At 68.7% G+C, this 14,802-nt stretch carries 15 protein-coding genes; 8 read left to right on the top strand and 7 right to left on the bottom strand.

The features are described 5' to 3' along the window. Positions 1 to 18: 18 nt before the first annotated feature. Complete coding sequence (locus BS329_RS00255; protein WP_076154613.1) at positions 19 to 1,170, bottom strand: acyl-CoA dehydrogenase family protein; 1,152 nt, start codon at positions 1,168 to 1,170, stop codon at positions 19 to 21. A 100-nt stretch (positions 1,171 to 1,270) separates the two neighbouring features. On the opposite strand from BS329_RS00255, the gene BS329_RS00260 reads away from it, so the two are divergent. The 8 genes from BS329_RS00260 (at position 1,271) to BS329_RS00295 (ending at position 6,951) form a co-directional block, all read left to right on the top strand. Next, a complete protein-coding gene (locus tag BS329_RS00260) occupies positions 1,271 to 1,885 on the top strand; it encodes a TetR/AcrR family transcriptional regulator (protein ID WP_076154615.1) in 615 nt (204 codons plus the stop codon). 127 nt (positions 1,886 to 2,012) lie between these two features. After that, positions 2,013 to 2,366: a hypothetical protein gene (locus BS329_RS00265; RefSeq protein WP_076154617.1), complete on the top strand. Its 354-nt coding sequence runs from the start codon at positions 2,013 to 2,015 to the stop codon at positions 2,364 to 2,366. Beyond that, the gene (locus BS329_RS00270) at positions 2,363 to 2,629 is read left to right on the top strand and encodes a hypothetical protein (protein ID WP_076154619.1); all 267 of its coding nucleotides are present in this window, start codon (positions 2,363 to 2,365) and stop codon (positions 2,627 to 2,629) included. The genes BS329_RS00265 and BS329_RS00270 overlap by 4 nt, the downstream gene beginning before the upstream one ends. Continuing rightward, the gene (locus BS329_RS00275; protein WP_076154621.1) at positions 2,626 to 3,009 is read left to right on the top strand and encodes a hypothetical protein; all 384 of its coding nucleotides are present in this window, start codon (positions 2,626 to 2,628) and stop codon (positions 3,007 to 3,009) included. The genes BS329_RS00270 and BS329_RS00275 overlap by 4 nt, the downstream gene beginning before the upstream one ends. Beyond that, on the top strand, positions 3,006 to 3,716 hold the full coding sequence (locus BS329_RS00280; RefSeq protein ID WP_076154623.1) for a hypothetical protein: 711 nt from the start codon (positions 3,006 to 3,008) through the stop codon (positions 3,714 to 3,716). Before BS329_RS00275 ends, BS329_RS00280 begins: the two co-directional genes overlap by 4 nt. Next, the gene (locus BS329_RS00285; protein WP_076154625.1) at positions 3,713 to 4,288 is read left to right on the top strand and encodes a DUF3558 family protein; all 576 of its coding nucleotides are present in this window, start codon (positions 3,713 to 3,715) and stop codon (positions 4,286 to 4,288) included. Before BS329_RS00280 ends, BS329_RS00285 begins: the two co-directional genes overlap by 4 nt. Before the next feature lie 103 nt (positions 4,289 to 4,391). Then, complete coding sequence (locus BS329_RS00290; RefSeq protein WP_076154627.1) at positions 4,392 to 5,210, top strand: hypothetical protein; 819 nt, start codon at positions 4,392 to 4,394, stop codon at positions 5,208 to 5,210. Positions 5,211 to 5,328: 118 nt separating this feature from the next. Continuing rightward, positions 5,329 to 6,951, top strand: a complete 1,623-nt coding sequence (locus BS329_RS00295; RefSeq protein WP_076154629.1) for a succinic semialdehyde dehydrogenase — start codon at positions 5,329 to 5,331, stop codon at positions 6,949 to 6,951. A 74-nt stretch (positions 6,952 to 7,025) separates the two neighbouring features. Here BS329_RS00295 and BS329_RS00300 read toward each other — a convergent pair whose 3' ends face one another. The 6 genes from BS329_RS00300 to pyk form a co-directional block, all read right to left on the bottom strand. Next, positions 7,026 to 10,049, bottom strand: coding sequence for a helix-turn-helix transcriptional regulator (locus tag BS329_RS00300; RefSeq protein WP_076154631.1), 3,024 nt, complete (start codon positions 10,047 to 10,049; stop codon positions 7,026 to 7,028). Positions 10,050 to 10,112: 63 nt separating this feature from the next. Beyond that, the gene (locus BS329_RS00305; protein ID WP_076154633.1) at positions 10,113 to 10,325 is read right to left on the bottom strand and encodes a hypothetical protein; all 213 of its coding nucleotides are present in this window, start codon (positions 10,323 to 10,325) and stop codon (positions 10,113 to 10,115) included. Between the two features lie 164 nt (positions 10,326 to 10,489). Further along, the gene (locus BS329_RS00310; protein ID WP_076154635.1) at positions 10,490 to 10,699 is read right to left on the bottom strand and encodes a DUF397 domain-containing protein; all 210 of its coding nucleotides are present in this window, start codon (positions 10,697 to 10,699) and stop codon (positions 10,490 to 10,492) included. Beyond that, the gene (locus BS329_RS00315; protein ID WP_076154637.1) at positions 10,683 to 11,627 is read right to left on the bottom strand and encodes a helix-turn-helix domain-containing protein; all 945 of its coding nucleotides are present in this window, start codon (positions 11,625 to 11,627) and stop codon (positions 10,683 to 10,685) included. Before BS329_RS00315 ends, BS329_RS00310 begins: the two co-directional genes overlap by 17 nt. 458 nt (positions 11,628 to 12,085) lie before the next feature. Continuing rightward, a complete protein-coding gene (locus BS329_RS00320; protein WP_076154639.1) occupies positions 12,086 to 12,985 on the bottom strand; it encodes an acyl-CoA thioesterase in 900 nt (299 codons plus the stop codon). Between the two features lie 325 nt (positions 12,986 to 13,310). Next, positions 13,311 to 14,735, bottom strand: a complete 1,425-nt coding sequence (gene pyk, locus BS329_RS00325) for a pyruvate kinase (protein ID WP_076154641.1) — start codon at positions 14,733 to 14,735, stop codon at positions 13,311 to 13,313. Between the last annotated feature and the right edge of the window lie 67 nt (positions 14,736 to 14,802).

Consider the following 14,802-nt stretch of genomic DNA (forward strand, 5'->3'; position numbering starts at 1 on the left):
CATGTACGGCAACGGTTTTCAGAGCGTGCGGGAGATGATTTCCTTCATGATCTCGCTGGTGCCGCCGAAGATACGGGAAATCCGGATGTCGGCCCACGCGCGCGCGATCGGGTACTCGGTCATGTAGCCGTAGCCGCCGAACAGTTGCAGGCAGTCGTCGACGACCTTGTTGACCCGTTCGGTGGTCCACAGCTTCGCCATCGCCGCGCCCTGCACGTCGAGTTCCTTGCGCAGGTGCCGCTCGATGCACTGGTCGAGATACGCGCGCGACACCGCGGCCTCGGTCGCGGCCTCGGCGAGTTTGAACTTCGTGTTCTGGAAGTTGTAGATCGGACGGCCGAACGCCTGGCGGTCCTTGGTGTAGGCGATGGTCTGGTCGATCGCGGCCTCCATCCCGGCGACCGCGGTGACGGCGATGATCAGCCGTTCCTGCGGCAGCTGCTGCATGAGCTGGATGAAGCCGAGGCCCTCTTGGTCACCGAGGAGGTTCGCGGCGGGCACGCGGACGTCGTCGAAGTTCAGCTCGGCGGTGTCCTGGCCCTTGAGGCCGATCTTGTCGAGGACGCGGCCGCGGCTGAAGCCCGGGGTGTCGGTCTCGACGGCGATCAGGGAGACGCCCTGCGCGCCCGCGTCCGGGTCGGTCTTCACCGCGACGACGACGAGGTCGGCGTGGAAACCGTTGGTGATGAACGTCTTCGCGCCGTTGATGACGTAGTGGTCGCCGTCGCGGACCGCGCGGGTCTTGATGCTCTGCAGGTCCGAACCCGTGCCGGGCTCGGTCATCGCGACCGCGCCGACCATTTCACCGGAGGCGAATTTCGGCAGCCACTCCCGCTTCTTCTCCTCGGTGGCGTACTCCAGCAGATAGTGCGCCACAATTCCATTGTGGACGGTGACGCCCCACGCACTGTCACCGGACCGGGCCTGCTCTTCGTAGAGCACGGCCTCGTGGGCGAAAGTGCCGCCGCCACCGCCGTACTCCTCCGGGATGGACAACGCCAGCAGGCCGACCTCGCCCGCCTTCGTCCACAGCTCGCGGTCGACCTTCTTGTCGGCCGCCCAGCGCTCCTGGTTCGGCGCGAGTTCCTTCTGGCAGAACGTCCGGGCGAGGTCCCGGAGGTCTTCGAGCTCCGTCGTGCTCCACGAACTCTTCTGGATCTGCAAGGGCACGGCCAACGCCTCCTGATCAGGACCTGGAAAACATGACGCTTAGGATGTAAGTTCCAACCGGAATGTACATCCGTACCGAGCTGCACGTAAAGGGGGTTCGGTGACCGCACTGGGCAGGACCCACCGGACGCAGGCCGAACGGCGCGAGCAAACCCGCACCGCCCTGCTCGACGCGACCATCGAGTGCCTGGTCGACCTCGGATACGCGCGCACCTCGGTCCAGGAGATCTGCGCTCGCGCCGGGGTCTCGAAGGGCGCCGTGCAGCACCACTTCTCCGCGAAGGCCGAGCTCATGGCGGCCGCCGTCGAGCATCTGACGGAGCGGCAGCGCGGACAGCTCGCCGCGTCGATCTCCACGCTGCCCGGTGGCGCCTCGGGCGTCGCGGCGGCGATCGACCTGCTGTGGGAGGGCTACTCGGGCACGCTGTCCACGGCCGCCACCGAACTGTGGGTGGCGGCGCGGACCGATCCCGAACTCCGCGAGGCGATCCGCCCGGTCGACCGGGCACTGGGCCGCTCGACGCTGGAGCACATCACCGCGATCGCCGGGGACCTGCCGAAGGAACGCGCGGAAATCCTCTTCTGGCTGACCGTGAACCTCACCCGGGGCCTGGCACTGGACGCCGAACTCGGCGGCGATCCGAAGCGGCGGCGGCAGTTGCTCGACGAATGGAAGCGCGTCGCGGTGATGTTGTACGAGGACACCACTCCGTAGCCACCAGAATTGCGAATTCCCAAAAGCCTGGGGGCCACGCTTACGAAAGCGTGAGAAAGAAGACAAGCCCTACCCGCGTTTACTACGCTGGATATTCGGGTGGTTACGCAGGGGAGGCGACACCGACGTGTCCTGGAAGGCGGACGAGCTCAGACTCCGTGCCGAGGAACTCGACGCGGAACTCGGGCGGAACAGGTACCCGGGCCGATCGCACGACGGGCTGGCCTTCGCCGTCGTCACCGGTCAGGGCAGGCTGATCGGCCTGTTGCTCGCGGATCACGCGACCGGCATCCCGCATCCGCAACTGGCCGGGCCCGCCGTCGTGGAGGCCGTGCACGCGGCCAGGAAAGCGGCGGCGGAAGTGAGCCTGGTCAAAATGCGGGCGATGTTCGGCGAAACGGATCACCGGCACCGAAGATCGCCGGAGCCCGACGAGGTGAGTATCGAGGAAATCGACTTCCTGGACGGCGGTCTCCGATGAATCACGAAGACGATCTTTATCACCTCGCGAAAGAAATAGACGCCAAGGTCGAGAGCGCGAAAGAAGCCTCTTCGGCCGCGGCGCGGGCGCAGCGGACATGGCGGCTCCCCGGCGAGATCGGGACGTTCACGACCACCGGGACGGGCGAACTTGTGGACGTGTCCTTGAACCCCTCGGTGGTGAAGTCCTACTCCGCCGCGAGCCTGTCCCGGAAGCTGCTCGCGGGCATCCAACGGGCCGAGCGGGAAGGAGGGATCGCGTGAGTCATCCGCATCCCTTCGATCCCGGCCCTGGACAGGGTTTTCACGTCTACCCGGAGAAACTCCGCGCCGCGGCGGACACCATCGACCAGGCGGCGGATCTCGTCCGCGGCTTCGCGCTCACCGACCTCGCCGACGTCCGGCTCGGGCGGAACGACCTGGGGTTGCCGGGCACTCTCGCCGAGCTGATGCGGGGCGTACGGGGCGCGGGCACCGTCGACGCCTACAACCGGGCCGTCGACCAGGTCCGGGAGATCTCCGTGGCCAACTCCGCCGAACTGGGCGAACTGAGCGCGGCGCTTCACCGCGCCGCCGAGCACTACGAGCGACTCGACCGGCAGGCCTACGACGAGATGAAGAGGCTCGAAGGAGGGACCCGATGACCGGCCGGAACGCGTCCGGGCTCCAGTACCCCGGCAAGGCCGACCAGGAGGTCCGTTTCTACGCCGACCTGATCGGCGCGGACGGCATCGTCGAACTCCTGGACAACCTCAAGAAGTTCCTGGTCGGCGACCTGCGAAGGTCGCTGGAGCTGGCGGACAGGTTCGCCTCGCAGAGCAAGCTCAAGTCGGCGTCCGAACTCGTCACGAAGACGAAGCTGGAGTTGCGCCCCGCCTGGCAAGGTGATGGCTTCGACCAGTTCGACGCCTACGCCGCCGAAACGACGAAAGCCCTCGACGCGGGACAGACGTCCTTGGGGAACCTGACGACGGTCGTGGCGAATCTCGCGACCACCGTCATCAACACCTACAAGAACCTGCTCGAACTGCTGGGCAACTGCGCCTCGACGCTCGCCCAGCTCGGCGGGAAGTTCGGCGTGGTACTCGGGTCTGCGGCGTTCCCGCCGCTGACCCCGCTCGCGGTGCAGGACCTGATCGACGGCATCAACTCGGCGTTCACCACTTTATGGCGGGACTGCAACGCGAGCCTCACCCAGCTGCTCACCGACATGACGACGCTGATCGGCGCCGGGTTCCAGCTCCAGGTCATCAAGGAGACCTTTCCCAAGATCCCGTCCGTCGGCACGAGCGCGGTGGTGGTCGCCGATCCCCGGCGCTGGCGGATCAAACCCGAAGCGGATCCGGCATGAGGCGCCTGGCGATCGTCCTCCTGACACTGCTCGTCGCCGGATGCGGCGGGACGGCGACCGGTCCGCCGCCGGGTTCGCCCGCTGCGGCGCCGCCCATCCCCGTTCCACTCGACGGCGCCAGATTCATCGCCGACCCCTGTAGCGCGATCACGGTGGAGCAGGTCGAAAGCATCGGCTTCACCGACGGGGTCCGCGACACCGGCGGTGAAGCCCGCTGCGTCCTCGCCTTCGGGCCGATCGTCCGGGTGCAGACCTCGTGGCTGAGCCCACTGAGGGAAACCCTCGACACCCTCTACGCCGACCACGCGAGCGGCAAGGACACCGGCAACCGATGGGAGGAACTGATGATCAAAAGCTATCCGGTGGTGGTGGTCTGGGCCGAGGAGAACATCACGGGCCGCCAAGACAAGGGACCACTCGCCTGCCGGCTGGCACTCGGACTGGACGAGGAGACCTTGATGTACGTCGGCACCAACATCGACGAACGGGCCGAGGCGGGCCCGTGGCAGTACGACTCTTGCGGCGCGGCGAAGAAGGTGACGGAATTCGTCATCGACAATCTCCGCGCCTAGCACGCGCGAGAGCCGCCGACCAGCGCACAGGTGACACTTATCTCCGAGCCCGATCCGTGGTGGAATTCCTTGCTGGACAACAGAACCGGCGGAGGAGCCGACCATGAACGCGCCGCAGCAGCAGCCGTACCAGCCGACTGGCCCGTTCGGTGCATCACAACCCGCCCCACCTCCGGCCGCGGCGCCGCGGCCGCCGTCCGACCTGCGCCTTCCCCGGTTGTTCGCCGCGATGATGGGGGTTTTCGCCGGACTGCTGGTGCTCATCGCGACCTTTCTTCCCCAGTCGACGTACGAACAGGTCTCCGATGGCAAGACCGTGTCGAAATTCGCCGAGACCGGCTGGACGCGGAGTTTCGACATCGAACCGTCGGCGGAGGAGAAGGAGTTCTACGACAAGACCCACGTCGCCCGCTACGGCATCCCGCTGTCCGCCGCCGCGCTGACCCTGTTCGCCGGGGCCGCGGTGGGCTTCGCGTCGTATCGGCGGAGTTCAGGGTCGCTCGCCGCCACGACGTCGCGGACGCTGCTGGTCGCCGGCGGGGCGGGGACCGCGATCGGCGTCTGGATGTTCGGCATGGACATCTCGGCGAGCCTGAGCTTCGGCCAGGACACCGGGCGCTTCGTCTCGCGCTACGGCACCGGGGGCGGATTCTGGATCCTGCTCGCGGGCGGGCTCGTGGCGTTGCTCACCCTCGGGCTGGCGATCGTGGCCAACCGCCGGGAACCCGCGCCATCCCGTCAGGCCCCTTACCCGGCGGGCTACGCGCCTTACGCGCCCGGAGTGCCACAGCAGCAGTATCAGCCACAACCGCAGGCCTACGAGCCGCCGTCGCCCCCGACGCCGCCCGCGGGATCCGCCTTGCAGCAGCAGGACATCCTGCGCCCGTCCCCTGAGAATCCGCACCAGCCCGGCAATAGGTGAAGATTATTCACATCGACGGTGGACAGTCTCCATACCGGCAGTATGCTGTACTCGTCGGTAACACCTGGGCTCTGCGTGGCGCCTTCCGGCTCCACGCGCGGCATGGAACGGAGACGGCATGACGAGCACGACACCGGCCAGCGCGGGCCACCACACCGAAGGCCCGGCGACCATCGGCGGCGTCCCCGGCGCCCCGGCCACGGCCAGGGCGGAACGGCTCGTGCGGCGGGTCGTGGGCGGCGAGAACACCACTGTCTCCGCACCAGTCACCATGCTCGCCCCGTTCACCGGGCAGCCGATCGCGACACTCCCCCAGGCCACCGACGCCGACGTCCGCGCCGTGTACGACCAGGCGCGGGAGGCACAGCGCGCGTGGGCGCAGCGGCCGGTCGAGGACCGCCAGCGCATCCTGATCCGCCTGCACGACCTGGTCCTGAAGCGTCAGGAAGAGGCGCTCGACCTCGTGCAGATCGAGGCGGGCAAGGCGCGGATGGACGCCTTCGACGAGGTCAGCGCCACCGCGCTCGTGGCCGCCTACTACGGCAAGCACAGCGCGAAGTTCCTTTCGCCGCGTCGCGCGGCCGGACTGATCCCGGTGCTGACGAAGGTCGGCGAGATCCGGCACCCCAAGGGCGTCGTCGGGATCATCTCACCGTGGAACTACCCCCTCGCGCTCACCGCGATGGACGTCCTTCCGGCGCTCGCGGCGGGCAACGCCGTCGTGCAGAAGCCGGACAACCAGACCGCGCTCTCGGCGCTGTGGCTCCAGGAGATCGCCGAGGAGGCCGGGCTGCCGTCCGGTGTCTGGCAGATCGTGCTCGGCCGCGGTTCGCGGATCGGCGACGCGCTGGTCGAAGAGTCGGACTACCTGTGCTTCACCGGATCCACGCCGACAGGTAAGGGGCTCGCCGCGAAGGTGGCGGAGCGGCTGACGAGCTACTCGCTGGAACTCGGCGGCAAGAACCCGATGATCGTGCTGCCCGACGCGGACATCGCCAAGACCGCCACGGGCGCGGTGACCGCGTGCTTCTCCTCCGCGGGCCAGCTGTGCGTGTCCGTCGAGCGGATCTACGTCCACGAGTCCATCCGCGAGGAGTTCACCCGCGCCTTCGTCGCCAAGACCGCCGCGGTGCGGCTCGGTGGTGCGCTCGACTACCAGGCGCAGATGGGGTCGCTGACCTCGGAAGACCAGCTGGCGACGGTGTCGGCGCACGTCGAGGACGCCCGGTCCAAGGGCGCGACCGTGCTCGCCGGCGGCAAGGCCCGGCCCGACCTCGGCCCGCTGTTCTACGAACCGACCGTCCTCACCGACGTCACCGAGGACGTCAAGCTGTTCGCCGAAGAGACCTTCGGGCCGGTCGTGTCGATCTACGGCTACACCGACGTCACCGAGGCGATCGAGCGCGCCAACGACACGCGGTTCGGGCTGAACGCGAGCGTGTGGTCGCGCAACGGCCGCGCGGGCTGGGAGGTCGCGGCGCGGCTGAAGGCCGGGACCGTCAACGTCAACGAAGGCTTCGCGGCGACCTTCGGGACCGTGGGACTGCCGATGGGCGGGATGAAGGAGTCCGGCGTCGGGCGGCGCAACGGCGCCGAAGGGCTGCTCAAGTACACCGAGGCCCAGGCGATCGCGCTTCAGCGCGGGATGCCGCTGCGCCCCGGCCGCGGGATCCCGCCGAAGCTCTGGGCGCGGGCCCTGAGCACAAGCCTGAAGGCCCTTCGCCGCCTTCCGCGCCGCTGACCCCCTCCTGCGTTTCGTCCTCTAGTTGCGGTCCTTGCGCGTGCAACTACCGCAACTAGAGGACGAAACGCGGGTCAGGAGGACGTGGGCGCGGCCAGCAGGCCTCGGTCGTAGGCGATCGCGACGGCCTCGGCCCGGCGGCTCGCGCCGAGTTTCGCCATCACGCGCGAAAGGTGGACGCTCACCGTCTTCTCGCTGATGTACAGCTCCTCGCCGACCTGCCGGTTGGTCCGGCCGAGCGCGACGCGCTCCAGCACGTCCCGTTCCCGGTCGGTCAGAGGATCGACGACGTCTCGGCGCGGGGCCGCGGGCGCCCCGGGAAGCTCGACACGCGCCCGGTGGCTCAGATCCTGGACGGCCTCGCGCAGCGGGCAGGCCCCCAGCTTGTCGGCCACCGCGTGCGCGGCCAGCAGCTCCGACGCGGCGAGCGCGGTGTCGCCGTCGGACGCCAGCAAGGACTTCGCGTGCTGCAGACGGCACATGGCCTGCTCGTACACCGCGCCGTACCCGAACGCCTCGACCGCCTTCGCCCACAACGCCGGATCGCCCGCGCCGCGCAGACAGCTGCCCAGCGCCTCGAGCCGGGCGAGCCACGCCAGCGCCTCCGGGCCGAGCGACACCGAACGCGGGATGCCGTGTTCGGCGCACCGGCGGCCGTGGGCGAGCATCTTCTCGCCCGACTCCACCGCGGCGTTCACGGTCGCCTGATCCCCGCGGACCCGGGCTTCGGCGGCCTGCGCGACGGCCGCCGCGAGGCCGTGCACGCTGATCCGGATCCCCCCGAGCACCGCGGGTTCGACCTCTTCGAGCCAGTCGATCAGCTCGTGCGCCTGCCGCACCGCGCCCGCGTGGTCCCCACGCCAGGTCGCGAGCTGGATGGCGGCGTCCCCCGACGCGAGCGCGATCGAGTAGTCCGCGCTCCAGTGCCGGTGCAGGCTCGGCAGAATCTTGTCCGCGTCCGCGAAGCGGCCCTGTCCGACGACGAACTGCGCCCAGATCCCCAGGAACCGCCCGGCGACGACGCTCGAAACGCCGCGGCCCGCGCGGCCGGCGTCGTCGTCTTCCGGCCAGTCCCCGCTGACGTAGCGCAGCGTGAGGTGCTTGGTCCGCAGTTCGATCCCGAACGAACTCCAGGTCAGCCCGGTCTCCTTGGCACGCTGGATGCCCTTGGCGTAGTACTTCAGCGCGGAAGGGATCTCCGCCCTGTCGTCGTAGCTCAGCCCGAGGAAGTGCAGTGCCCGCAGTTCGCCGTTGAGCGCGCCGGAATCCCTCGCCTTCCGCTCGGCCTGGCGCAGCCGCTCCCGCGCCTCCTCGACGTCGCCCGCCGAATCGGCCAGCGTGCCGAGCGAGACCAGCGCGGCCGCTTCCGCCCCGCCGGCACCGATGGCCCTGGCGTCGGCGACCGCGGCCAGCGCGCAGTGCAGGGCCTCGTCCTGCCTGTCGATCAGCCTCAGGATGCCCGCCCTGGTGGCGAGCACCCAGGCCCGTGCGGAACTCGCTTCGGTGTGTTCGACCAGGCTCCAGGCCTTGTCGATCGCCTCGACGACCTCGTCCAGCGTGCCGTCGACCGAAAGCAGCGCCTCCGCGTGCCGCCGCCAGACCTTGGCGGCCCGCTCGTTGCCGGTGTCCGGGCCGAGTGCCTCGGTCGCGGACCGCGAATACGCGACCGCCCGCTCCGGCTCCCCCGACGTGCTCGCGAAATACGACGCCTCGTGCAGCAGCCGGAGTTCGTCGAAGTCCGAAGGCCGTTCCGGCGCGGGTACGGCGTCCCAAATGGACAGTGCCTGCTCGACGTGCCGCAACGCGGAACCGGGCGCGCCCAGCTTCTCGGCCTCGTCCATCGCGCGCAGCAGCGCGGCCAGCGCGCCGACGAAGTCCTTGCTCTCCAGGCTGTGGTGCGCGAGCCGCGCGTCCTGGCCGCGGCTCTGCGTCCGGGTGCGGATCCGCGACGCGTAGGCCGCGTGCATGCGCACCCGCTCCCCCGGGAGCAGGTCGCCGTAGACCGCTTCCTGTAGCAAAGCGTGGCGGAAGGTGTAGAAGCCGTTCTCGATCACCAGGACGTGATGCTGCACCGCCTCGCGCAGGGCCTCGTCGAGGTCGAGTTCGTCCAGTCCGGAAATCTCGGCGAGCGCGGCGTGCGCCACCGAGTCCTTGGCGACCGAGACCACGCGCAGCACCCGGCGGGTGACCTGGGAAAGCTGCTCCACCCGGGCGAGGAGCACTTCGGCAAGCCCGGCGGGGAGGTCGCGGCAGTCCTTCGCGGACGCGAGCAGTTCCTCGACGAAGAACGGATTGCCCTCGGACCGGGAGACGATGTCGGCGACCATGTCCTGGCCGATCGGCTCGTCGGCCAGCGCCTCGACGAACGCGCGCGCGTCCTCGGCGCCGAACGGCTTGACCTCGACGCGTTCGACCGCGCCCAGCCGCACCACCTCGGACAGCAGCCCCCGCAGCGGATGCCGCCGGTGGACGTCCTCCTCGCGATAGCTCGCCACCACCAGCAACCGCTGGGTGCGCAGCCTCGTCATCAGGAAGGACAGCAGGTTCCGGGTGGAGCCGTCGGCCCAGTGCAGATCCTCCAGCAGGATCACCACCGGCCGGACCTGCGCGATGACGCTCAGCACCCCCAGTACCGCGTCGAACAGCTGGAGCTGGCCGAGGTCCTGTTCGGGCCTGAGCCGTTGCGTCGACACCCGTTCGCTCGCGGTGAGCTGACCGTCTTCGATGGCGGGGAAGTCCTCCGCCTGTGGCATTTGCGGGAGCAGCCTGCCCAGTGCCGGCCGGGCCCGGACCGCGGCGGTGACCGCGGGATCGGACGTCGTCGCCAGCGGCGCCAGCGCCTCGGCGAACGGAAGATAAGGAAGCCCGCCCTCATGGACGTCGATACAGCGCCCGCTGAGCACCAGGGCGCCCGCGCCGGCGGCGTACTCGCCGAGCGCGGTCAGGAGGCGGGTCTTGCCGACGCCGGCGTCTCCGGAGAGCAGCACCGCGCCCGCCTCTGCCCGTTCGGCACGGGCGAAGGCGGCGCGGAGCTGCCGCATCTCCTGAGTGCGGGCGACGATCGGGATTCCGGAGCCAAGACGGGGCACGAGGTGCATTCTTGCCTACCGGACCGACAACTTCGCCTGGGTTTCTGTCGAGAGCTTCATCGCACTCGGCCTCTACCGGGTGATCTCGCCGCTGCGGGCGGGCACCTGCCCGGTCTCCCGGCGCTGCTGGGCGGGCACCTGGACCTCGGCGCGGTTCGCTCGGATCCGCTTGCTCGCCCGGCGGGCCCTGTCGACCCATACGCTGCGGCCCGCCCGCTGCAACTCTTGCCGCCGGTACTCGACCTCGGCCAGTACTCCGGTGAGCAGAGCGTCGTTCGTGTTCATCACTGTTTCCCCTTAGGAACTCACTACCTGGTTTGGTAGTGACCAGATTCGTCCTGAGGGGTGCCTCGCGGCATCGGGTGATCACCTACACCCGGCCGTGGTTCGACCCCTTACTCCCGCCCATCCCCTGCTCGGGAGTCGTAAGGGGTCGAATTCCAGCGGCTCTAGGCGTGGTCCGGGCCGCTCGGGCGCACGGCGCCGAGCAGCCCCCGCCAAGCGTTCGGCGAAAGGCGGAAGGCACCTCCGTCAGGGTCCTTGGAGTCCCTGAGGGCGGCGCCGGAACCGGTGAAGGCGACCTCGACGCAGTCGTTGCCGCCACCACTGTGGCTGCTCTTGCGCCACCGGGCCTGGGAAAGATCATCGTTGGGCGTCATGCTCCCCACTCCTTACTCGTTCCGGGGACTTCGGCATGCCGAAATCCCGATAGTGCGGTTTCTCCGGCAGGGCCGCCTGTTCGGCGAACCTCCCGGCGGCCTCGGCGATCACCTCGACCGAGTCGTCCGGTTTCAACGCGGCGGCACGCAGATGGTCGAACATCAACGCGTATCGCCGGACGTCCGGGGGTTCCTCCAGGTAGAGCCCGCTGGAGGTGCTGTCGACGTAAACCACGTCGGTGTCGGCCAGTTCGGGGAAGCCCATGACGAGGAACGGACCCTCCATCCCGGGATGGGCACCCGCGCCGAACGGCACGACCTGGACGGTCACGTTCGCCCTCGCCGCCATCGTGACCATCCGGTACAGCTGTTCCGCCATCACCTCGGCGCTGTCGATCGTGCGGTGCAGGACCGCCTCGTCGATCACGGCCCAGTACTCCGGCGGCGAAGGGTCCGTCAGCAGTTCCTGCCGCGCCATCCTCGCCGCCACGCGGCGCCTGATCTCGGCTTCCTCGGCGTCGGGCCGCATCGCCCTGATCACGGCCCTGGCGTAGCGCTCGGTCTGCAACAGGCCCGGCACCAGCAGCGCCTGGAACGCCCGCAGCGAACTCGCGTCCGCCTCCAACCCGACGAAGGTGCCGGTGAACACCTCGTTATACGCGTGCCACCAGCCGCGTTTGCGGGCTTCCCTGGCCAGCTGTACGAGTGCTTCCTGTTCGTCGCCGGCGATGCCGTACAGCTCGAGCATGTCGCGCGCGTCGCGCGGGGTGACGCCGACGTGCCCGGTTTCGATGCGGCTGACCTTCGACGCCGAGCATTCGAGCTTCTCGCTCACCTCGTCGATGGTGAGGTCCGCCGCCTCGCGCAGCCGCCGCAATTCACTCGCCAGTCTCCGGCGGCGCACGGTGGGTCCCTGACCCCTCGTCATCACGGCACCTCCACACCTGTCCGAGCAACACCGATCGTGACGCGGCGAGAGAGCAGTGTTCGCCGAACCTCACTCGAAGCACATCTAACCAGCCTCGGACACATTCGGTGAGATGGTCACCCGACCATTTTCCAGCACGTCCGGATTTTCATCCTGCAATTTGCAGATTGCCGTCGTAGGTTGGGCATTGTGCAACGCGGTACGCCCGCCTTCATCGGCGATGGCGGATCCACTCGCGGCACGGGCGCGGGGCCGCGAGCTGCACCGATGGGCTTTTGTGAGAATACCCGTCGAAGCCGGATTCACCCCGGTGCAGGGCCGGAGTCGTCCCCCGATCGGTTCCGGCCCTCCCTTATGTCCGGAGCCATTGCGTAATGCTTTGGCTCCAGATGTCAAGGCATTTCGCTATTCCCTCCAAAGGGTGGACAAGGCGTTCCGCCGATGCGGAACGTCACCGTTCACACCACCCGGAGAAGGCCTTCTTGCACAACGGTCGCGATGTGCGTTCCATCCGCGGCGAAGAACCGGCCGGTGGCCAGGCCGCGGGCACCCGACGCGGTCGGCGACGCGCTGTCGTAGAGGAACCACTCGTCGGCCCGGAACGGGCGGTGGAACCAGAGCGCGTGGTCGAGACTCGCGCCGATCACCTTGTCGAGGTCCCAGTAGACGCCGTGGCGCGCGAGGACCGAGTCCAGGAGCGTCATGTCGGAGGCGTAGGTCAGCACGCAGACGTGCAGCAATTGCTGGTCCGGAAGCTTGCCGTCGGCCCGCATCCACACCTGGTTCCTGGCGGGGCGCTCACCCGACTTGCGGGTCACCCACGGCGGATCGTTGACGTACCGCAGGTCGATCGGGCGCGGGCGGTCGTGGTGGCCGGTGAAGTAGCCCTCGGCCCGCTCCTGCAACGTCGGGAGCGACTCCGGGCCCGGGACGTCCGGCATGCCCTCGGAGTGCTCGATGCCGCCCTCGTCCTTCTGGAACGACGCGGACAGCGAGAAGATCGCCTTGCCGTGCTGGATGCCGACTACGCGGCGGGTGGTGAACGAACGACCGTCGCGGATGCGGTCGACCTCGTAGACGATCGGGACGCTCGGGTCACCGCCGCGGATGAAGTACGCGTGCAGCGAGTGGACCTTCCGCTCCTCGGGCACGGTGCGGCCGGCGGCGACGAGCGCCTGCCCCGCGACCTGTCCGCCGAACACCCGCACCGGCGAATGGGCCGGTGAGACACCACGGAAGATGTTCTCTTCGATCTTCTCCAAGTCCAGCAGCGCGACCAGCCGGTCGAGTACCGGCTGACCGCCGACGCCCCCGGTGCTGTCGAATCCGGCCGCGGCCTCCCTGGCCATCTCAGTCATATGCGAAGCCTAGGCGGTGGGGCGCGGCGAGCCTCTGCGAGGCGGGGCGTTTGTCGCGAAAGCCACGTTCGCGACGTCTGACGTCCCGAAAGTGGCTTCCACGACGCGGCCGCCGGGCATCACGGACCGAACCTGCGATGAACCGCACCCAAACCAGTAGGTACCTAAGACACCCCTGGCCCTGACCCGAAACGTCACACACGACCACCGCAACCGACCGCGAAGGCCGCCTTCGGGACAACCCCAGACGAGATGAACGGGACTTTCATCGCAAATTTCGCGATGAAAGTCCCGTTCATCGCACGGCCGTGCGAGTAGACCAGGGTCAGGCGTGGTCGTCTTCGCCGAGGCGGTGCACCCGGATGAGGTTGGTCGAGCCGACGGTTCCCGGCGGGGAGCCCGCGACGATGACCACGAGGTCGCCCTTCGCGTACTTGCCCATTTCGAGCATCGCGTGGTCGACCTGCTGGATCATCTGGTCGGTGGAATCGACCTTCGGCACGATCCGCGTCGTGGTGCCCCAGGTCATCGCGAGCTGGCTGCGGACGCTCTCCTCCGGTGTGAAGGCCAGCAGCGGCAACCGCGTGTGCAGCCGCGCGAGCCGCCGGACGGTGTCACCGGACTGGGTGAAGGCGACCAGCGCCTTGGCGTTCAGCCGCTCGCCGATGTCACGGGCCGCGTAGGAGATGACGCCGCGCTTGGTGCGCGGGACGTGCGACAGCGGCGGCACGACCGGCGAGTCGGTCTCGACGGCTTCGATGATCCGTCCCATGGTCTGGACGACCTCGATGGCGTAACGGCCGACGCTGGTCTCACCCGAGAGCATGAGGGCGTCGGCGCCGTCGAGGACCGCGTTGGCGACGTCCGAGGCCTCCGCGCGGGTCGGGCGGGAGCTGTTGATCATCGATTCGAGCATCTGCGTCGCGACGATGACCGGCTTCGCGTTCTCGCGGGCGATCTGGATGGTGCGCTTCTGCACCAGCGGGACCTGCTCCAGCGGAAGTTCCACGCCGAGGTCGCCGCGGGCGATCATCACCGCGTCGAAGGCAAGCACGATGGCTTCGAGGTTGTAGACCGCTTCGGGCTTCTCGATCTTCGCGACCACCGGGAGGCGGCCCTTGCCGACGCGGTCCATCACCTGGTGGACCAGGTCGATGTCGGCGGGCGAGCGGACGAACGACAGCGCGATGAAGTCCACGCCGAGTTCGAGCGCGAACTCGAGGTCCTCGATGTCCTTTTCGGACAGCGCCGGCACGGAGACGTCCATACCCGGCAGGGAAACGCCCTTGTTGTTGCTGACGGGACCACCTTCGGTGACCTCGCACACGACGTCCGGGCCCTCGACCTCCTTGACCACGAGGCCGACCTTGCCGTCGTCCACGAGGAGACGGTCGCCGGGCTTCGCGTCGTCGGCGAGTCCCTTGTAGGTGGTCGAGACACGGTCGTGGGTGCCCGCGACGTCCTCGACGGTGATCCGCACGATGTCGCCGTTGTGCCACTCGACCGGCCCGCCCGCGAAGGTGCCGAGACGGATCTTCGGGCCCTGGAGGTCGGCGAGGATGCCCACCGCGCGGCCGGATTCGGCGGCTGCGGTGCGGATGAGGTCGTAGACCTGCTTGTGGTCGCCGTGTGTCCCGTGGCTGAAGTTCATCCTCGCGACGTCCATCCCGGCGTCGACGAGTTGCCGCATCTTCTCCGGCGTAGCGGTCGCGGGGCCAAGGGTACAAACGATCTTCGCGCGTCGGCTCACGTTCGCACAGCGTAGTCCCTCATCGGTGCCACGTCTTTACCGATACCGAAAGTTCAAGAAAAGTGTC

The sequence above is a fragment of the Amycolatopsis coloradensis genome, assembly GCF_001953865.1.
Classification (GTDB): Bacteria; Actinomycetota; Actinomycetes; order Mycobacteriales; family Pseudonocardiaceae; genus Amycolatopsis; species Amycolatopsis coloradensis.